The following is a 20,090-nucleotide window of genomic DNA, read 5'->3' on the forward strand; positions in this document are numbered from 1 at the left end:
TTTTCTTTTAGGAAAGTTTTCAGGTCACGCAACATGTCATCATTAAATATAAAGCAAGATAACGTTTCGGAATTTACTGGGTATCCTCAGCCAACGGCAAACGCAAATGAAATCGATTTAGTGAATCTAATCGAAATCTTATGGCGCGCAAGAACGAAAATTATAGCGACCGTTTTCGCCTTTGCTTGTGTGGGTATTCTGGTCTCTTTTCTGCTGCCACAAAAATGGACCAGTCAGGCCATCGTGACGCCGGCGGAAGCGGTTCAATGGCAGGGACTCGAGAATACGCTGACCAAATTGCGCGTGCTGGATATGGATATTAGCGTTAGCCGTGGTGATGTGTTTAATCTGTTTATCAAAAAATTCCAGTCGCCTTCATTGTTAGAAGAGTATCTGCGCTCTTCGCCTTACGTAATGGATCAATTGAAAGGTGCTGATATCGACGAAATGGAGTTGCATCAGGCAATTGTCAGGCTCAGTGAGAAAATGAAAGCGGTTGATACTAACCTGGGTAAGAAGAACGAAACTTCGCTGTATACCGCATGGACACTGAGTTTTACCGCACCTCAGGCCGAAGAAGCCCAGTCAGTGCTGAAGGGATATATCCAGTATATTTCTGCCCTTGTGGTGAAAGAAACGCTGGAAGATATTCGCAATAAATTGTCCATCAAAACCAGTTATGAAAAAGAGAGACTGGAGATGGATCGCGTCAGGCTCAAAAACCAGCTGGAAGCAAATATCCAGCGACTGAACTACTCGCTGGAGATCGCCAATGCCGCCGGGATTAAAAAGCCGGTCTACAGTAATGGCCAGGCGGTAAAAGATGACCCCGATTTCTCTATTTCACTGGGTGCTGACGGCATCGAACGTAAATTAGAAATAGAAAAATCAGTAACGGATGTTGCTGAAATTAACGGTGAATTACGTAATCGCCAGTATCACGTTGAGCAACTGTTAGCGATGAATGTGGGTGACGTAACATTTACGCCGTTTAAATATCAACTCTCACCTTCGCTGCCGGTTAAAAAAGACGGTCCGGCTAAATCAATGATCGTTATTCTGGCCGCATTACTGGGGGGAATAGTGGCGTGTGGTGGCGTTCTGCTGAACTATGCCATGGTGTCGCGTAAGCAAAAAATGACGTTTATTGATCAGCAACTGGTGTGATGAATTGTCGTATGGCGGCAAGCTGGCCGCCATACTGTAACGCGTGTTATTTGTTGCGTCCAAGCGGCACCACTAACGGCGTTCCGGCAACCGGATCGTCGATAATCATACAGCGCAGTCCATAGATTTTTTCAATAAGCTGCGCGGTGACGATCTCCTTCGGTGCACCCTCGGCAATTATTTTTCCGTCACGCAGCGCGATCAGATGTGTTGCATAGCGACAGGCCTGATTCAGGTCGTGCAAAACGGCGGCCAGCGTATAACCTTTTTCCCGATTTAGCTCACTCAACAGTTCCAGCAGATCGATCTGATGACTGATATCCAGCCAGGTGGTGGGTTCATCGAGCAGCATAATCGACGTTTCCTGCGCCAGCACCATCGCAATCCATGCACGCTGACGTTGTCCGCCGGAAAGGGTATCCACACTTTGTGATGCCAGGTGGGTGATACCCGTCGCCTGCATGGCGTTTGAGACCGCAATTTCATCCTCTTGCCGCCAGCGGGTAAACAGCGGCTGGTGCGGGTAGCGTCCGCGGGCAACCAGCTCCTGTACCGTAATATCCCCCGGCGTGGTGGCGTTTTGCGCCAGCAAACCTATTCTACGGGCGACTTCTTTGCTGGCATAGTGCTGTATATGCTCGCCATCGAGCCAGACCTTGCCGTGCGCGGGCGTCATCAGACGACTCAGCGTGCGCAGTAGCGTTGATTTCCCGCAGCCGTTTGGCCCGATAATCGCGGTGAAATGGCCGTCGGGAATCGATACATTGAGGTTTTCCGCCACGGTAAACTTGCCATAACCCAGCGTTAACTGGTCGCCACGCAAACGGGCTACTGATTCGATCATTTTTTGCGGGACTCCTGAATTAACAAGACGATAAGATAAATACCGCCGAGGCTTACGGTGACAACGCCCACCGGAAGCTGATAAGGCATAAACAGCTGTTGGGCGCATAAATCCGCCATCAGCAACAGCAACGCGCCGCACAGCGCCGACAGGGTTAATCCCCAGCGCGATGTACCGCTTATACGTCGCGCGATATGCGGCGCGACAAGAGCAATAAACGAGATAGGACCGGCCAGCGCGGTGGCGGCAGCGGTTAGTACCACCGCAACCAGCATCATCATTAGACGTGAACGCTCAACGCTGACGCCAAGCGCACAGGCGCTGTCATCACCCATTTCCAGTAAGCGCATCCGGCGTACCAGCAGCGCGGCGCATACCAGCATGATGATAATCAGCGGGGCAGACGGCCAGGTTTTGGCCCAGGTCAGGCCATTGAGCGATCCGGCGTTCCACAGCCCAGCCGTCAGCGCGGTTTCTAATGATGCTTTCAGCAGCAGCCAGGTGTTGAACGCCACCAGCATGGCGCGAATGCCGATACCGATAATAATCAGCCGGAAGGTGTCGATACCATTGCGCCAGGCGAGCGCCCAGACCACCAGAGAAGTCAGGATCCCACCCAGCATGGCTGCCAGCGCGATAGCGGTGAGATGCTGTCCGAACAGCACCATTGCCACCAGCACACCGCTCCAGGCCCCGGTGTTGAAACCCATCACATCCGGGCTGCCCAGCGGGTTGCGCATCAGCGACTGGAATATTGCGCCGCTCACGCCGAGCGCTGCGCCAATCAATAGCGCCATGAGCACGCGTGGCAAACGCCATTCGGTCACCACCAGCGTAATACTGCGCGGCGCATCGCCGAGCAGGGCGGCAATAATTTGCTGGGTTTCCAGCGTAACAACGCCGCTACGCAGGCTCCACAAACCCATGACGAGACAACCTGCAATCAGCAGCAGGCTGCTGATTATCAGGCGGCGGGAGAGGTGCATCATGCGCCACCTCCGCGCGATTTACGGCGTACCAGAAAGATAAGCACCGGTGCACCGATAAACGCACTGACTACCGACACGCGCAGCTCGCCGGGGACAATCAGGCGACCGATTATATCGGCAATCAGTAACAGAGAAGGCGTTGCCAGTAGGGTTACGGGCAGTGACCAGCGGTGATCCGCCCCCACCAGCCAGCGTGCCATGTGCGGCATCATCAGGCCGATAAAGGTGATAGGACCGACAATCGCGGTCGCACTGCCGCACAGTACGGTAATAACCAGCAGGCCAATAAACTGCGTGCGAGCGACTTTACTGCCAAGCGCGGTAGCGGTGTCGCTGCCGAGGCTCAAGCTATTCAGGGCGCGACTGAGGAACAGTGCGACAGCCGCGGCAATCAGTACCGGTACCAGCACAACCTTCAGCGTTTGCAGGCTGCGGATATCCAGTGAACCGGCCTGCCAGAAACGCAGCTGATCGTAAACGTCCGGGTTGAGCAGGGCGATGCCGGTGGATAATCCTTCCAGCACCGCGCCCAGCGCAACGCCCGCCAGCGTCAGACGCACCGGGCTTAACTGCCCGCCGCCCTGACTGCCGGTAAAAGCTACGATCAGCGACGCAGCCAGCGCACCGCAAAAGGCCATCAGCAGCTGCTCTTGCGCAGAGGAAAAGCCGAACAGCGCGGCCCCCAGCACAATAGCGAAGCTGGCGCCGGAGTTGACACCCAGAATGCCGGGATCGGCGAGAGGGTTACGCGTGAGCGTTTGCATAAGTGCGCCAGCCAGGCCCAGCGCGCCACCGGCGAGCAGCCCCGCCAGCGTGCGCGGCAGGCGCGCGTCCAGCACGATGGTGCAATCAGCACTTTGACAACTGCCGGTGAGCGCATCCAGCACCACGGAGGCAGGTAGCGACTTGGCGCCAATAACCAGACTTAATACCGTGGTGAGAACAAGTAATAACAATAGTCCGGGCACGGCGAAGGCACGTGTCGCGGAAACAGAGCATGACATATCAACTTCCCTGATAATGATAGTAATTATCGTTATCGATCTTATTTGGATATGTTAGCATGTGCAGCCATCGAATGGATATTGAAAAAGTACCTGGTAAGGCTCTGTAATGAATCGACAATCCTGGCTGCTCAATCTCAGCCTGTTAAAGACCCACCCAGCATTTCGCGCTGTCTTCCTCGCCCGTTTTATTTCCATTGTCTCTCTGGGGCTACTCGGCGTGGCGGTTCCGGTACAGATCCAGATGATGACCCAGTCGACCTGGCAGGTGGGGTTGTCGGTGACGTTGACCGGTAGCGCAATGTTTATTGGCCTGATGGTGGGCGGAGTGCTGGCCGACCGCTATGAGCGTAAAAAAGTGATCCTGCTGGCGCGTGGAACCTGTGGTATTGGCTTTATTGGCCTGTGTCTGAATGCGCTGCTGCCCGAACCGTCGTTGCTGGCGATTTATCTGCTTGGCTTATGGGACGGTTTCTTTGCCTCTCTGGGCGTGACCGCATTGCTGGCTGCGACGCCAGCGCTGGTTGGGCGCGAGAATTTGATGCAGGCTGGGGCGATTACCATGCTGACGGTGCGTCTGGGATCGGTAATTTCACCGATGCTTGGCGGGGTGCTGCTCGCGACTGGCGGCGTGGCCTGGAACTACGGACTGGCGGCGGCGGGAACCTTCATTACCTTACTACCGTTGCTGAGCCTTCCTGCGTTGCCGCCTCCGCCGCAGCCGCGCGAGCATCCGCTGAAATCGCTGCTGGCAGCATTCCGCTTTCTGCTTGCCAGCCCGCTGATTGGCGGCATTGCGCTGCTCGGTGGTCTGTTAACCATGGCGAGCGCCGTGCGTGTGCTGTATCCGGCGTTGGCGATTAACTGGCACATGTCGAGTGCGCAAATTGGCCTGTTGTATGCGGCTATTCCGCTAGGGGCAGCCGTGGGCGCATTGACTAGCGGACAACTGGCGCACAGCGTTCGCCCGGGACTGATTATGCTGGCATCGACCGTGGCTTCATTTCTGGCTATCGGCTTGTTTGGTTTGATGCCCGTCTGGCAGCTTGGTGTGGTTTGTCTGGCGCTGTTTGGCTGGTTGAGCGCGGTCAGCTCTTTGTTGCAGTACACCCTGTTACAAACGCAGACGCCGGAAGCGATGCTCGGACGAATTAACGGTTTGTGGACGGCGCAAAACGTCACCGGCGATGCGATTGGCGCGGCGTTGTTAGGTGGTCTGGGCGCGATGATGACGCCGGTTGCTTCGGCAAGCGTGAGTGGATTCGGGCTGGTGATTGTCGGTCTGCTACTGCTGCTGTTGTTGGGAGAAGTACGCCGATTCCGGCAGGTCCCCGTGAATGTCTGATCGCGTTGTGCTCTAAGGTTGTAGGCCGGATAAGGCGTGAGCCGCATCCGGCGCTGAACATTAAAAGAGAGCTGACAGACGTTGCAGCAGCAGCGTGGCGCTGTAGTAGTCGAGACGGAAGGTTTCCGTACCCAGGGCGTAAACGCGTTTATTCTGCACGGCTGGCAGATGCGCCAGAAGCGGATTGGCGTAAATAGCGTCGGCATCTTTGCTGTCGCCAGCAAACAGGAACAGCGCTTCGCCGTTCAGGCCTGCCGCCAGGTTCTCACCGCCAAGCTGGATGATATCGTGGCGTTTGCCCTGACTCTGGCTGGTGTGCAAGTTGGCAGGCAGCGTTGCCAGCGTGAACCCTAACTGCTCCATCAGCTTGCCTTGCGCTGACTCAGGTGTCCACAGGTTAGCGCTGTGCGCCGCGGCGGTATATACCAGCGCGCTGACCGGCTGTGGTGGCAGGGTAATATGTTGCTTAACCGCCTGAAGTTGCTTATCAAACTCGGCAATTCGCGCAACTGCCTGTTGCTCCTGACCGGTAATTTCACCTAACTGGGTCAGCAGCGACTGCCAGCTTTTATCGTCGTAATTAATGATGAGCGTTGGCGCAATGGTGGACAGCTGATCGTATAGCGCGAGGGCAGAATCTCCCCCAGTGGCGCTAACCAGAATCAGATCCGGCATTTGAGCTGCGACGGCTTCGGCGCTCGGTTCGCCGATATACAGGCGGCTCAGTTTGCGTTCTTTTGCCACTTCGCTCCACTGGCGTAAAAAGCCCTGCGCATCGCCGATGCGATTGTTCGGCGTAGTGGCACCGCTGGCAATGACCGGGGCATCAATCGCCAGCAGCGAGCCGGTGAGGGTCACGCTGGTGGAGACAATTCGCTGTGGTTTATGTTCCAGCGTATGCGTGCCGCGGCTGTCAGTAACCTGACGCGGCCAGTCGGCGGCGTGACCTGAAGAAATTCCTGAAAGAGATAAACCTGCCAGTAAGAGCACGGTGCGGCAAAAAGAGGGGAGACTCACGAATCGGCTTCCTGTTATCTGTATGAGTAATGCTTCTCATTTTCATTGTTAGCGAGTAAGGATGCAAGCCAAAGTCGCACATTGTGCTACCACAAGAGTTGACATACCGCCGCTTTACTTTTAGGTTAGCGACCGAAAATATAAATGATAATCATTATTAGAGCCTTTATCATTTTTGGAGGATGATATGGATACGTCACTGGCCGAGGAAAAAACGCAGACTATGCCGACGCTCGCTCCCGACAGTTTTTTCTTTATGTCGCCGTACCGTAGTTTTACGACGTCAGGATGCTTCGCCCGCTATGCGGAACCGGCAATTGATGGCGATTCGCCAGACAGCCCTTTCCAACAAAAAATGAACGCACTGTTTGCTGATGCCAAATCGCAGGGCATCACGAACCCTGTCATGGTCGGGGCTATTCCCTTTGATACCCGCCAGCCATCATCGCTGTTTATTCCCCAATCGTGGCAGAGCTTTTCTCGTACGGCGAAGCAGCAATCATCACGTTACTTTACCGCGCATCAGTCGCTGAACGTCGTTGAACGTAAATCGATCCCGGAACAGGACTTTTTTGAAGATATGGTCGCCCGGGCGGCTGCGCTGACGTCCACTCCGGAAGTCGACAAAGTGGTGTTGTCACGCCTGATCGATATCACCGCCGATGCCAACATTGACAGCGGTGCGCTGCTGGAGCGTCTGGTGGCGCAAAACCCGGCGAGCTACAACTTCCATGTACCGATTGAAGACGGCGGCGTATTGATTGGTGCCAGCCCGGAACTGTTACTGCGCAAAGAAGGCGATCGTTTCAGTTCTCTGCCGCTGGCGGGCTCTGCACGTCGTCAGCCTGATGATGTGCTGGATCGCGAAGCAGGGATCCGCCTGCTGGCGTCTGAGAAGGACCGCCATGAGCACGAACTGGTGACGCAAGCGATGAAAACGGTATTGCGCGATCGCAGCCGTGAACTGCAACTGCCTTCTTCTCCGCAGCTGGTTACCACGCCGACGCTCTGGCACCTCGGCACGCCGTTTGAAGGTAAAGCTAACCCGCAGGAAAACGCCTTGACGCTGGCGTGCCTGCTACATCCGACGCCTGCGCTGAGCGGCTTCCCACATCAGGTTGCGCGCAAGCTTATCGCCGAGCTGGAGCCGTTCGATCGCGAATTGTTCGGTGGCATTGTTGGCTGGTGTGATGCCGAAGGTAACGGTGAGTGGGTAGTGACGATCCGCTGTGCGAAGCTGCTGCGCAATCAGGTACGTTTCTTTGCCGGAGCAGGAATTGTTCCAGCCTCTTCCCCGGTTGCGGAATGGCGCGAAACGGGGGCTAAGCTCTCCACGATGTTGAATGTTTTTGGACTGCACTAAGAGCCTTGTGGACTGGTTTTAAGGAGCAATAATGAGTATTCCTTTCACCCGCTGGCCGGAAGAGTTTGCCCGCCGCTATCGTGAAAAAGGTTACTGGCAGGATTTGCCGCTGACCGACATTCTGACCTGTCACGCCGACAGCGAGCATACGGCGGTAATTGATGGTGAACGCCATCTGAGCTATCGCCAACTGAATCAGGCTGCTGACAATCTTGCCTGCAGTTTGCGTCGCCAGGGGATCAAACCCGGCGAAACCGCGCTAGTACAACTGGGCAATGTGGCTGAGCTGTATATCACCTTCTTTGCGCTGCTCAAGCTGGGCGTAGCTCCGGTGCTGGCGCTGTTCAGCCATCAGCGTAACGAACTTAACGCCTATGCCAAACAGATTGAGCCGGCACTGCTGATTGCCGATCGCCAGCATACGCTGTTTAGCGGCGACGATTTTCTTAACGCTTTTGTGGCCGAACACAATTCAGTGCGCGTGGTGCAACTGCGCAACGATGAAGGTGAACATAATCTGCAAACGGCGATAAACCAGCCTGCGACAGATTTTACTGCTACGCCATCGCCTGCTGATGAGGTGGCGTATTTCCAGCTTTCTGGGGGGACGACCGGGACGCCAAAGCTGATTCCTCGCACTCATAACGATTACTACTACAGCGTGCGTCGCAGCAATGAGATTTGCCGCTTCACCGGGGAAACGCGTTATTTATGCGCAATCCCGGCGGCGCATAACTACGCCATGAGTTCGCCAGGCGCGCTGGGCGTATTCCTGGCCGGTGGCACTGTAGTGCTGGCGGCTGACCCGAGTGCCACTCTGTGTTTCCCGCTGATTGAACAGCATCAGGTTAACGTCACGGCGCTGGTGCCACCTGCGGTGAGCCTGTGGTTGCAGGCGATTGCGGAGTGGGGCAGCAATGCGCAACTGGCTTCGCTGAAACTGCTTCAGGTCGGTGGCGCGAGACTTTCCGCCACGCTTGCGGCACGTATTCCAGCCGAGATTGGCTGCCAGTTGCAGCAGGTCTTCGGCATGGCGGAAGGGCTGGTGAACTACACCCGTCTGGACGACAGTCCTGAGCGCATCATCAATACCCAGGGTCGCCCGATGTGTCCCGATGATGAAGTCTGGGTAGCAGACGCTGACGGCAACCCCTTAGCCCAGGGAGAGACCGGACGCCTGATGACGCGTGGTCCGTACACCTTCCGCGGTTATTTCAAAAGTCCTGAGCATAATGCCAGCGCCTTTGACGCCAACGGCTTTTACTGTTCCGGCGATCTGATCGCTATCGATCCGGATGGTTACATCACCGTTCAGGGGCGTGAAAAGGATCAGATCAATCGCGGCGGGGAGAAGATCGCCGCTGAAGAGATTGAAAACCTGCTACTGCGCCATCCAATGGTGATCCATGCCGCGCTGGTCAGTATGGATGACGAACTGATGGGCGAGAAAAGCTGTGCCTGGCTGGTGGTGAAAGAGCCGCTGCGCGCGGTGCAGGTGCGCCGTTTTCTACGCGAACAGGGCATAGCGGAATTCAAATTACCCGATCGTGTTGAGTGCGTTGAGTCATTACCGCTGACTCCAGTGGGGAAGGTAGATAAAAAACAATTACGTCAGTGGCTGGCATTACGTTCACTGGCCTGAAGGAGAAATAGAAATGGCAATTCCTAAACTGCAGGCTTATGCGCTACCAACGGCGCTCGATGTTCCGGTGAACAAAGTCGACTGGGCATTTGACCCTGAACGCGCCGCGCTGCTGATCCACGACATGCAGGATTATTTTATCGGCTTTTGGGGCGATAACTGCCCGATGATGGAGCAGGTCGTCGCGAACATCGCCGCGCTGCGCCAGTACTGCAAAGAGCATAACATTCCGGTGTATTACACCGCTCAGCCGAAAGAACAGAGTGATGAAGACCGCGCTCTGCTCAATGATATGTGGGGACCGGGCCTGACGCGTTCCCCGGAACAACAAAAGATCGTTGAGGCGCTGGCGCCGGATGAAGCGGATACCATTCTGGTGAAATGGCGTTATAGCGCATTTCATCGTTCCCCGCTGGAACAGATGCTCAAGGAAACCGGGCGTAATCAACTGATCATTACCGGGGTGTATGCGCATATCGGCTGTATGACCACCGCAACGGACGCCTTCATGCGTGACATCAAGCCGTTTATGGTTGCCGATGCGCTGGCGGACTTTAGCCGTGACGAACACCTGATGTCGCTGAAATACGTGGCGGGACGTTCCGGGCGTGTGGTAATGACCCAGGAATTATTGCCGACACCGGTCCCGACCAGTAAAGATGCGTTGCGCAGCGTTATTCTGCCGTTGCTGGATGAGTCTGAAGAGCCGATGGATGACGAAAACCTGATCGACTACGGGCTGGATTCCGTGCGCATGATGGCGCTGGCGGCGCGCTGGCGTAAGGTTCATGGTGACATTGATTTCGTGATGCTGGCGAAAAAACCGACCATTGACGCATGGTGGGCGCTGCTCTCCCGCGAGGTGAAGTAATGGCTGGATTTGATTTTGCCGGGAAAACCGTCTGGGTAACCGGCGCGGGTAAAGGGATTGGCTACACCACGGCGCTGGCGTTTGCGAATGCTGGTGCTGAGGTGACAGGATTCGATCGCGAATTTCCTCAGGATAACTACCCGTTTGCGACCGAAGTGCTGGATGTGGCGAATACCGGACAGGTAGCTGAAGTGTGCCAGCGCGTCCTCAAAGCGCGCGAGCGTTTAGATGTGTTGGTCAATGCCGCAGGTATTTTGCGTATGGGGGCCACCGATGCGTTGAGCGTTGAGGAGTGGCAGCAGACGTTTGCGGTTAACGTTGGTGGGGCGTTCAATCTGTTTCAGCAGACGATGGCGCAGTTTCGTCGCCAGCAGGGCGGGGCGATCGTGACCGTCGCGTCGGATGCGGCGCACACGCCGCGTATCGGCATGAGTGCTTACGGTGCGTCAAAGGCCGCGTTGAAAAGTCTGGCGCTGACCGTCGGACTTGAATTGGCGGGTAGCGGTGTGCGCTGTAATGTGGTGTCGCCAGGCTCGACCGACACCGATATGCAGCGCACGCTGTGGGTTAGCGATGACGCGGAGCAACAGCGTATTCGTGGATTTGGCGAGCAGTTTAAGCTCGGGATTCCGCTGGGGAAAATCGCCCGGCCGCAAGAGATCACCAACACTATTTTATTCCTCGCCTCCGATCTGGCCAGCCACATTACGTTACAGGATATCGTGGTGGACGGCGGTTCCACGCTGGGGGCATGACGATGATCTGGAAGCGTCATTTAACGCTGGATGAACTCAATGCCACCAGTCAGAACACGATGGTGGCGCATTTAGGCATGGTCTACACCCGGCTGGGGGATGATGTGCTGGAAGCCGAAATGCCGGTGGATAGCCGCACGCATCAGCCATTTGGCCTGCTGCACGGCGGCGCATCCGCGGCCCTGGCGGAAACGCTGGGGTCGATGGCGGGTTATCTGATGACCCGCGACGGGCAGTGCGTGGTGGGGACGGAACTCAACGCCACGCATCATCGGGCGGTATCGCAGGGGAAAGTGCGCGGCGTTTGTCAGCCGTTGCACCTTGGGCGTCAAAATCAAAGCTGGGAAATTGTTATCTTTGATGAGCAGGGGCGACGCTGTTGCACCTGCCGCTTAGGCACTGCGGTGATGGGGTGAAAGTTAAGCGCGCCGTTCAGGCGCGCTTCGTTACTCACTTACCAGCTATAGCGCAGATTAAGACTACCATTGAGGTCCTGATAATCATTGTTCCCTATCTGACCTGCGGCCTGGGCGCTGATACTCCATTGACTATTGAGATTAGCCTGAATCCCTACTTTTAGTTCGCTGCGATCCGCTGGTAGATCCTGTTTTACCGTTGCGTTATCAAATGATACGGCCAGATTGTCAGAGGTGTGCAGCCAGTTAATCTCAGCGAATGGTCGGACGGTAGCATCATCGAACGAAAGCTGGCTATCAATCCGCAGACCAAGACGTGTGGTCCAACTATCACCGTTTTGTCCATCTATGTGTGTACCGTTTGTCTCAACGCTATCTGCCTGGTAGCGTTGCCAGATAACCTGCGCCTGAGGCGTGAGGCTTACTGTGTTAGCGCTGCTCATATTAATGTCGTAGCGATAACCGCTTTCCAGCGAAATCGCGTGAGCCAGGGAGTCGTAATGCGTTGAACCGACATTGCCATTTTCGACGCTGTTATTGTAGAAACCATACTGATACCACGTATCAACATACCAGCCGCGATGTTGCCGGGCATCAGAGAACCAGGTGGCATACGCGCCAAGATTGTAACCGTCGATATCGCCTGTGGCTGTAAACTGACTGCCATCCGCGCCGCGATTTCCGGTGCTGTCGGTACTGCCGTCAAGGTAACTGGCCATCAGGCCAAACGTGATGCTTTGCTGATCATCGCGCCAGGTCGCAATGTCGCTGCCAAGCTGAAACTGGGTGTAATCGCTGTCCATGTCGATATTGCCGTTTACCGCAGATGTGTCCGTTTTTCCGCCTTTCATTCGCGCCCAGACGCTTCCTTCGGCCGAGCGGTACTGGCTCCCTTCACGATCGAACAGCGTTTGCATCTGCAGGCTACGCGCCAGCCACTGGTTGCCCAGATAAGCGCCTATATCGGCGCGATATTGTGGATTTGATGGGGTAACGTCGCTACTGCCGTCATCAGGATCAACTGGCGTCACGTCGCTGCCGCCGTCGTCAGGATCAACTGGCGTTACGTCGCTGCCGCCGTCGTCAGGATCGACTGGCGTCACGTCGCTGCCGCCGTCGTCTGGGTCGACTGGCGTCACATCGCTGCCGCCATCGTCAGGGTCGACTGGCGTCACATCGCTGCCGCCATCGTCAGGGTCGACTGGCGTCACGTCGCTGCCGTCATCGTCAGGGTCGACTGGCGTCACGTCGCTGCCGCCGTCGTCAGGATCGACTGGCGTCACGTCGCTGCCGCCGTCGTCAGGATCGACTGGTGTAACGTCATCATCCGGGTTGTCAGGCGTTTCTGCTTTGGAACGCAAATACCAGCTTTCGTTATCTTCATACAGACGATACTCATACAGCCCGATTTGAATCTGATTGCCAAGATAAAACGCGTTATCTGATGACACCCCACCGACGTCAACAATCTCGATACCTTGATCGGTATATGCACCCACGCCATCCACATTATTGATGTAGAGCGTGGTGCTGCCGTTAACATTACCCGAGACAATGAGCTGGTCGGTTGGTGAATTATCATCGCCTAAACTGGCGTTAAGTGAGAGCTGACCGCCGTTACCCGTGTAGTCGCCGTTGATGATTAATGCATTCCCGGGAGTCGTGCTACTGCTGCGGATTACACCTTGATTGGTTACGTTACCATTAACGATAAACTGGCTGTCTGGCGTTGTGCTATCACCAAAACTTAGCAGGCCGATGTTGTTCACCGCGCCGTTGATTACCCCGTTGCCGCCGAGGGTGGCTCCGGCTTTGACATTGACGCTCTGCTTGCTGCCTTCAGCGCCGATAACGCCCGATTCAGTTAACCACAGCGTTCCCTGCTGAATGTCTGTGGTTCCGCTCCAGGTATTCTTTGCGGTAAGGGTGAGCGTACCATCTCCTTTTTTGGTCAAACTTTTACCGTCCCATCCTGTGGTAGCGTTGGATGAGGTATCTTCCAGTAACCTATTGACGGTAAATGTCTGGCCCGCGTCCAGGGTGAACGTACCGTGTGCAGGCGTAGAAGCCGCGGCGGAGTCTCCGGCGTACCAACTGAGCCCCACGCCCAATTCATATTGGGTATTATCAAGGGCGTTAACCTGACCAGAAATCGCGATATAGTCGGGCAGGGTATCCGGATCGGTTGAGATCGAAGCGAAATCGCTCACGATTGCGGAGTCGGCATCAATTAGCGTAACCTTGTCGATGTCTGCCAGTTGATTGTCTGAGGTCAGCGCGTTGAGATCCAGCGTATTACCCGAATTGCTAACGTGTAGATCGCCGCCAGGATTAACCTGTCCGCCGGTAATTAGCGGGTTAGCGGACCGACTGGCCAGCGCCGCGGCGCTTAAATCGACGCTGAGAATACTGCTTTCTTTCAGCGTGACCTCGTCAGCATGCAAGGTGCTGTAAGTTCCGGCTGTGTGGTCTGCCGCCAGCTCAAGGGTTCCGGCGTTGGTCAGTGTCGTGAGGGTGGAGTCATCTGTTACCCGCCACTGGCTCTGGTCCGCAAGGTTAAGATTGAGGATGGAATCAATACCCTGATCGTTGAAGCTTTCATTAACCGAGGTTGCCCCGGCGAAATAAGAACCCGCGTCCATGCTGAGGTTGATATATCCCCAACCGCTGTTAATGATGTCGCCGGTAATTGTCATTTTCCCTGAGCCATTTACCGTCCCGCCAGGTAGAACATACCCGCCCGAGGTGACTTTCGGATTCCAGATGGCAACGCCGCCGTTGGCGATGATGGTGGTATCGCCCGTCAGATTCACAATTCCGCCTTGTTGCACTACCACACCGTAACCACTGCCGTTAGCGCCGCTCATATCAATCGTCAGATTTTCAGCATTGATTATGCCGGCGTGAGTGAAATCTCCGCTGCCAATAGCCCAAAGGCCGTAGGGATTACTACCGCTCATGATGATATCGGTATTGGATAGATTGATGGTCGCGCCGCTATACTGGGCTGAAGCTCCGTAGCCGTTCACCGCGTAGATAGTGTTACGCTGCTCTGCGGAACCGTTGACATTTATGGTTGTCGGGGCGTTGTGGGGCGTGTTGGCCACAATACCGTTGGTCGTGTGGCTTGTAGTATTTCTTCCATCAATGGTGCTGCCTTCGCCAATATTGGCGACGGTGGCATGCATGCTGCTGATTAGTGTAAGGGCGGTGGACTGCGCGGTCGTGACGGTCAGATTATTGGCATTGAATTCACCGTATCCTCGGCCGGTCAGGTAAATTGTTGATGCAGTCCCGTTTGCGCTGATGGAGCTGTCTGATCCTAAATCAACCACACCACCTTCTATTCGAAGCCCTTCCGTCTTCTGGCCTGTGACGTCAATGGTGAGATTGTTGGCCTTCACTGTTCCGATGGCATCATCTTTGGTGGTTGCCGAATAATCCTCAACAACCATCCCGTACCCTTCGGAGAAACCGTGCACGGTAATGGTGGAATCATTGCCAAAATCCACATTGCCGCTGATGTCCGCGCCCGTCCCTTTTGCGCGCTCGGTAGAGGTTGTGGTAAGGGTGATATCAAGGCTATCTGCCGTAAAATGACTTTGTGCACCAGAAAGGAGCCCATATACCGTACCTCCAGAGGATGAGAGTGAAATTGCGCTATTCTCGCCCAGGTTAATCTGGCTGTTTTGTCCCGTCTGGATACCATAGATAATGGTACCTGTTCCTGCCTCTGAGGCGGTGAAATCAACGTTTAGCCCGTTCGCGTTGAGTAAGGTGTTTTCCCCGAGATAGAGCGCACTTCCACCAGCTGTTCCGCTTACTAATTCAATGCGGGTGTCATCACCCAAATTGAGCGTTGTACCGCTTGTCCAGTATGTGTCGATACCAATAGCTTTACCTGTGGCGCCGCTGATGACGTTAACTAATCCACCATCCATGGTTAACGTATTATTGTCATCATAAAAATAGACACCAGTCGCATTACCATTCTGGGAATCGGTAATGATGTTACTATTGCTGCCGAAGTTCAGAGTGGCATTTTTTGTATGAACGTTAATTCCGTAAGCATCTTTTTTACTGATGGTGTTAATTGATATATTCTCTGCGTTTATATTTGTATCTGGACTGGTGTTGTTAATATATAGACCCGCGGTTGATGCTGATTTTGCAGTTCCTGTATCCGTAACGTTAATCTGTGTACCGTTACCTAAATTATTACTGGCGCTGTTATCAAGCTTCACGCCAATAGAACCGCTATCACCGGTAACGTGAATGGTGGCTTTACCATTAATCTGTACGCCTTGCCCACCTGAGGACAGGCTTTCGATACCGGTGGTGCCATCGACAGACGTCACTGTATCGCCATCATTTAAGTTGATGGTTTCACCGCTAAGCGGGCCGTAATCACTGGCATGTACGCAGTTTGCTGTTAGTCCAATAGCCGATAACACCAGGCCCGCAACGGTTGCGCGAACCCGATGATCGCCCTGTGAGAGTTCGGAAGTCACTACAAACATATTTTTGGCGACATTCCAGACGATGCGATAGCATTTATTCATAATTTATTTCCATATATGGCCATCCTGAACAATCTGGCGCTGATAAATTTCTGCTGAATTAATTTCGTTTTTATGTGGGGATTTTGTCATTAAAACTGGAGGTGTGGATATATTCTTTACTTTGAACTTTGTGATTAAAATAAAATAAAGCACTAACTGCATAAAAAGTCAGGATAATCTGAAGTCCTAAGTTTAATAACTGTATTAGCTGAGAAAGTCAGAGGTATATTTTTAGTAAATTCCATTATTAATAATAAAGAATATTAAGCGACAAGATCGGCATCATGCCGGGGGGATCTGAACAAAACATAGAGAGGTTGGCACGTAGCGCGCAATTGTTTCAGTTGTCGCTGCGTTGAAAGTGATCAAGTTAACAATACAATGTAAATACTCAGTGAAAGTTCGGGTTTGCATGGTTGTCAGGTTGTTAAATTCAGAAAAGATGTTATAGAAACAAAATGTAACATCTCTCTGGATCGGACAACGGATAACAACTATGAACAAATCAGGGAAGTACCTCGTCTGGACAGTGCTCTCCGTTATGGGAGCATTTGCCCTCGGCTATATCGCATTAAATCGTGGTGAACAGATCAACGCGTTGTGGATAGTCGTGGCGTCGGTCTGTGTCTACCTTATCGCTTATCGTTTCTACGGCCTGTACATCGCGAAAAATGTACTGGCGCTTGACCCGACGCGTATGACGCCAGCCGTGCGCCATAACGACGGTCTGGATTATGTTCCCACCGATAAAAAAGTGCTGTTTGGTCACCATTTTGCGGCAATTGCCGGAGCGGGTCCGTTAGTTGGACCGGTGCTGGCGGCGCAAATGGGCTATCTGCCGGGGATGATCTGGCTGCTCGCCGGGGTGGTACTGGCGGGTGCGGTGCAGGACTTCATGGTGCTGTTTGTTTCTACCCGTCGCGATGGTCGTTCCCTTGGCGAACTGGTGAAAGAAGAGATGGGCCCAACGGCGGGCGTTATTGCGCTGGTGGCCTGTTTTATGATCATGGTGATTATTCTCGCGGTACTGGCGATGATCGTCGTGAAAGCGCTGACCCACAGTCCGTGGGGAACCTACACCGTGGCGTTCACCATCCCGCTGGCGATCTTCATGGGGATTTATCTGCGCTATCTGCGCCCGGGCCGCATTGGCGAAGTGTCGGTCATCGGTCTGGTGTTCCTGGTGTTTGCCATTATTTCCGGCGGCTGGGTGGCTGAAAGCCCGACCTGGGCACCGTACTTTGACTTTACCGGCGTACAGCTGACGTGGATGCTGGTGGGCTACGGTTTTGTTGCCGCCGTCCTGCCGGTGTGGCTGCTGCTGGCCCCGCGTGATTACCTCTCTACCTTTCTGAAAATCGGCACCATTGTTGGTCTGGCAGTAGGGATTTTGATCATGCGTCCGACGCTGACCATGCCTGCGCTGACCAAGTTTGTTGACGGTACTGGCCCGGTCTGGACCGGTAACTTGTTCCCGTTCCTGTTTATTACCATTGCCTGTGGTGCGGTATCTGGCTTCCATGCGCTGATCTCCTCCGGTACCACGCCGAAGATGCTGGCGAATGAAGGGCAGGCCTGCTTTATCGGCTACGGCGGAATGCTGATGGAATCCTTTGTCGCCATTATGGCGCTGGTTTCCGCGTGCATCATCGATCCGGGCGTGTACTTTGCGATGAACAGCCCGATGGCGGTGCTGGCTCCTGCGGGGACGGTGGACGTAGTGGCTTCTGCGGCACAGGTAGTCAGCAGTTGGGGCTTTGCCATTACGCCAGACACCCTGCATCAAATCGCCAATGAAGTGGGTGAGCAATCCATCATCTCCCGCGCAGGTGGTGCGCCGACGCTGGCCGTCGGGATGGCGTACATTCTGCACGGCGCGCTGGGCGGCATGATGGATGTGGCGTTCTGGTATCACTTCGCCATTCTGTTTGAAGCGTTGTTTATTCTGACGGCGGTAGATGCCGGTACACGCGCCGCGCGCTTTATGCTGCAGGACTTGCTGGGCGTGGTATCACCGAGCCTGAAACGTACCGATTCGCTGCCTGCAAACCTGCTGGCTACAGCGCTGTGTGTGCTGGCCTGGGGTTACTTCTTACACCAGGGCGTGGTGGATCCTCTGGGCGGTATCAATACCCTGTGGCCGCTGTTTGGTATCGCTAACCAGATGCTGGCCGGTATGGCGTTGATGCTCTGTGCTGTGGTGCTGTTCAAGATGAAACGCCAGCGCTACGCATGGGTGGCGCTGGTGCCAACGGCCTGGCTGCTGATTTGTACCCTGACCGCTGGCTGGCAGAAAGCGTTTAGCCCGGATGCGAAAATCGGCTTCCTGGCTATCGCCAACAAGTTCCAGGCGATGATCGACAGCGGTAACATTCCGGCGCAGTACACCCAGTCGCAGCTGACGCAACTGGTGTTTAACAACCGCCTGGATGCGGGTCTCACCATCTTCTTCATGGTCGTCGTTGTGGTGTTGGGTCTGTTCTCCATCAAAACTGCGATGGCAGCATTGAAAGAGGACAAACCAACTTCGAAAGAGACACCGTACGAGCCGATGCCTGAGAATGTCGAAGAGATCGTGGCGCAGGCGAAAGGTGCGCACTAATATTCTCTTAACCAACGAGCCCTCTCCTGAACGGGGAGGGCGTTTGTACGACAGGGAAACACTATGTTTGAAACACTCGCCAAAGCCGGGAAGTATTTAGGTCAAACCGCCCGATTAATGATAGGTGTGCCGGATTACGACAACTATGTTGAACATATGCGCGTCACGCATCCGGACCAGACGCCAATGACCTACGAAGAATTTTTCCGTGAGCGCCAGGATGCACGATATGGCGGGAAAGGTGGCGCGAAGTGCTGTTGATTTTTTGCCGGATGGCGCTGACGCTTATCCGGCCTACAACATCGTATTGGCGTAATTTGTCGTCGTAGGCCTGATAAGGCGAAGCCGTCATCAGGAAACCCGCACCATAATCACACCGTAAACGACTCTACCTTTTCGAATGCTGCGCGCAGTGTCTCCGGCGTTAACGTTACCGGCAGGGCGTGAATGGACTCCACCGGGCGCAGAGTGTGCGCAATCACTTTGTCGATTTCGGCGCGGTTATTGATGTCCACTTCCAGTTGAGCTAATCGGGTTGGCAGGTTGAATCGCTGATAAGCGGTAATTAACTGCGCCAGCACATCATCTTGTCCCAGCAGCGCGCTCTGCACCAGGATGCCGTACGCCACTTTGGTGCCGTGTAAAAACTTCTCAGTTTGTGGAAGGACGGTCAGGCCATTGTGAACAGAATGCGCCGCCGCCACGCGGGTGTAGCGCTCGCCCAGACCACCAACCATGCCGCCTCCGGCAATAATCGCATCCACCACATCGCAAAACGTGCGGCTTAGCGTGCCTTGTTGTTTGTCTGCCAGCGCCTGCTCGCTGCTTTCCAGCAGGACATCGCGGATGGTTTGCGCGGCTTGAATACCCAGACGTACTGTCAATGGCAGTGTTTCCGGCTGAGGTGCGAGCACGACGGCTTCATACCACTTTGCCAGCGTGTCGCCGATCCCCGCCAGTAAGTATTCTTCTGGCGCATTGAGAACAATCTCGGGTTCGACCAGCACGAGGAAATTCGCGTCAGCGAAAATTTCGAAATGTAGAGCCTGGCCCGCATCGTTATACCAGACGGAGAGTGGCGTCCAGGCAGCGCAGGTCGCCGCGATAGTAGGAATACCGACAAACGGCAGATCCAGACGACGGGCCAACGCTTTAGCGGTGTCGAGCAATGTACCGCCTCCCACGCCAATCACCACACTGCGATCCTCTCCCGACTCTTTTGCCAGTTGAGCAACATCGGTTTCGCTGCAATGTCCCGTAAACAGCAGGCGTTTAGCCTCGGCAAGATGAAAAGCCTCTGGCAGGTAAGGGCGGGCTGCATCGATGGCGCGTTCACCATAAACCCACACGGCGCGTGAAAGTTGGTCGGCAGAGAAAAAATCGTTGAGTCTTAACAGGCTGCCGGGATGGGAAAAATAGTTGGCCGGGCCGGTGACGACGCGAATTTCGGTATTACTCATGTTGTGTTGTCCTTTTGGCTGTCCTGTCCAGGCAGGTTATTTTTATATAGACG

The 20,090-nt window shown here is 54.6% G+C and carries 15 protein-coding genes; 9 read left to right on the plus strand and 6 right to left on the minus strand.

Translation table 11 applies throughout. The features are described 5' to 3' along the window. Nucleotides 1-33 precede the first annotated feature (33 nt). Entirely contained in the window at nt 34-1,167 is a 1,134-nt protein-coding gene (gene wzz(fepE), locus OGX89_RS18865; protein WP_048226145.1) for an LPS O-antigen length regulator Wzz(fepE), read from the plus strand. 46 nt (nt 1,168-1,213) lie between these two features. Here wzz(fepE) and fepC read toward each other — a convergent pair whose 3' ends face one another. From fepC to fepD, 3 genes are read right to left on the minus strand one after another with little or no spacing between them, the layout of a single operon-like run. Next, complete coding sequence (gene fepC, locus OGX89_RS18870; protein WP_032941813.1) at nt 1,214-2,011, minus strand: iron-enterobactin ABC transporter ATP-binding protein; 798 nt, start codon at nt 2,009-2,011, stop codon at nt 1,214-1,216. Beyond that, nucleotides 2,008-3,000, minus strand: a complete 993-nt coding sequence (fepG, locus tag OGX89_RS18875) for an iron-enterobactin ABC transporter permease (protein ID WP_003831191.1) — start codon at nt 2,998-3,000, stop codon at nt 2,008-2,010. The genes fepC and fepG overlap by 4 nt, the downstream gene beginning before the upstream one ends. Beyond that, nucleotides 2,997-4,004, minus strand: a complete 1,008-nt coding sequence (gene fepD / locus OGX89_RS18880) for a Fe(3+)-siderophore ABC transporter permease (protein ID WP_126955869.1) — start codon at nt 4,002-4,004, stop codon at nt 2,997-2,999. The genes fepG and fepD overlap by 4 nt, the downstream gene beginning before the upstream one ends. 109 nt (nt 4,005-4,113) lie before the next feature. On the opposite strand from fepD, the gene entS reads away from it, so the two are divergent. Then, nucleotides 4,114-5,349 (plus strand): enterobactin transporter EntS, encoded by a 1,236-nt coding sequence (gene entS / locus OGX89_RS18885; protein WP_003831193.1) that lies wholly within the window; start codon nt 4,114-4,116, stop codon nt 5,347-5,349. Nucleotides 5,350-5,409: 60 nt separating this feature from the next. On the opposite strand, the gene fepB is transcribed toward entS, so the two are convergent. Beyond that, nucleotides 5,410-6,366: a Fe2+-enterobactin ABC transporter substrate-binding protein gene (gene fepB, locus OGX89_RS18890; protein ID WP_003831194.1), complete on the minus strand. Its 957-nt coding sequence runs from the start codon at nt 6,364-6,366 to the stop codon at nt 5,410-5,412. 187 nt (nt 6,367-6,553) lie between these two features. Here fepB and entC point away from each other — a divergent pair, with 187 nt between their 5' ends. From entC to entH, 5 genes are read left to right on the plus strand one after another with little or no spacing between them, the layout of a single operon-like run. Further along, nucleotides 6,554-7,729, plus strand: a complete 1,176-nt coding sequence (gene entC, locus OGX89_RS18895) for an isochorismate synthase EntC (RefSeq protein ID WP_003831195.1) — start codon at nt 6,554-6,556, stop codon at nt 7,727-7,729. Between the two features lie 31 nt (nt 7,730-7,760). Continuing rightward, entirely contained in the window at nt 7,761-9,371 is a 1,611-nt protein-coding gene (gene entE, locus OGX89_RS18900; RefSeq protein ID WP_126955868.1) for a (2,3-dihydroxybenzoyl)adenylate synthase EntE, read from the plus strand. A 13-nt stretch (nt 9,372-9,384) separates the two neighbouring features. Beyond that, entirely contained in the window at nt 9,385-10,242 is an 858-nt protein-coding gene (locus OGX89_RS18905) for an isochorismatase (protein WP_003831197.1), read from the plus strand. After that, a complete protein-coding gene (gene entA, locus OGX89_RS18910; protein WP_126955867.1) occupies nt 10,242-10,997 on the plus strand; it encodes a 2,3-dihydro-2,3-dihydroxybenzoate dehydrogenase EntA in 756 nt (251 codons plus the stop codon). Before OGX89_RS18905 ends, entA begins: the two co-directional genes overlap by 1 nt. A gap of 2 nt (nt 10,998-10,999) precedes the next feature. Next, nucleotides 11,000-11,413, plus strand: a complete 414-nt coding sequence (entH, locus tag OGX89_RS18915; RefSeq protein WP_003022055.1) for a proofreading thioesterase EntH — start codon at nt 11,000-11,002, stop codon at nt 11,411-11,413. 38 nt (nt 11,414-11,451) lie between these two features. On the opposite strand, the gene OGX89_RS18920 is transcribed toward entH, so the two are convergent. Beyond that, on the minus strand, nt 11,452-15,975 hold the full coding sequence (locus tag OGX89_RS18920; protein WP_269757640.1) for an autotransporter outer membrane beta-barrel domain-containing protein: 4,524 nt from the start codon (nt 15,973-15,975) through the stop codon (nt 11,452-11,454). A 496-nt stretch (nt 15,976-16,471) separates the two neighbouring features. Here OGX89_RS18920 and cstA point away from each other — a divergent pair, with 496 nt between their 5' ends. Beyond that, nucleotides 16,472-18,577 carry a pyruvate/proton symporter CstA gene (cstA, locus tag OGX89_RS18925; protein ID WP_003831201.1) on the plus strand — a complete coding sequence of 702 codons (2,106 nt, stop codon included), beginning with the start codon at nt 16,472-16,474 and terminating at the stop codon, nt 18,575-18,577. Nucleotides 18,578-18,640: 63 nt separating this feature from the next. Beyond that, entirely contained in the window at nt 18,641-18,838 is a 198-nt protein-coding gene (locus tag OGX89_RS18930) for a YbdD/YjiX family protein (RefSeq protein WP_003022064.1), read from the plus strand. A 110-nt stretch (nt 18,839-18,948) separates the two neighbouring features. On the opposite strand, the gene OGX89_RS18935 is transcribed toward OGX89_RS18930, so the two are convergent. Next, on the minus strand, nt 18,949-20,037 hold the full coding sequence (locus tag OGX89_RS18935) for an oxidoreductase (RefSeq protein WP_003831202.1): 1,089 nt from the start codon (nt 20,035-20,037) through the stop codon (nt 18,949-18,951). Between the last annotated feature and the right edge of the window lie 53 nt (nt 20,038-20,090).

The sequence above is a fragment of the Citrobacter sp. Cpo103 genome (assembly GCF_030332605.1).
Taxonomy (GTDB): Bacteria; Pseudomonadota; Gammaproteobacteria; order Enterobacterales; family Enterobacteriaceae; genus Citrobacter; species Citrobacter portucalensis.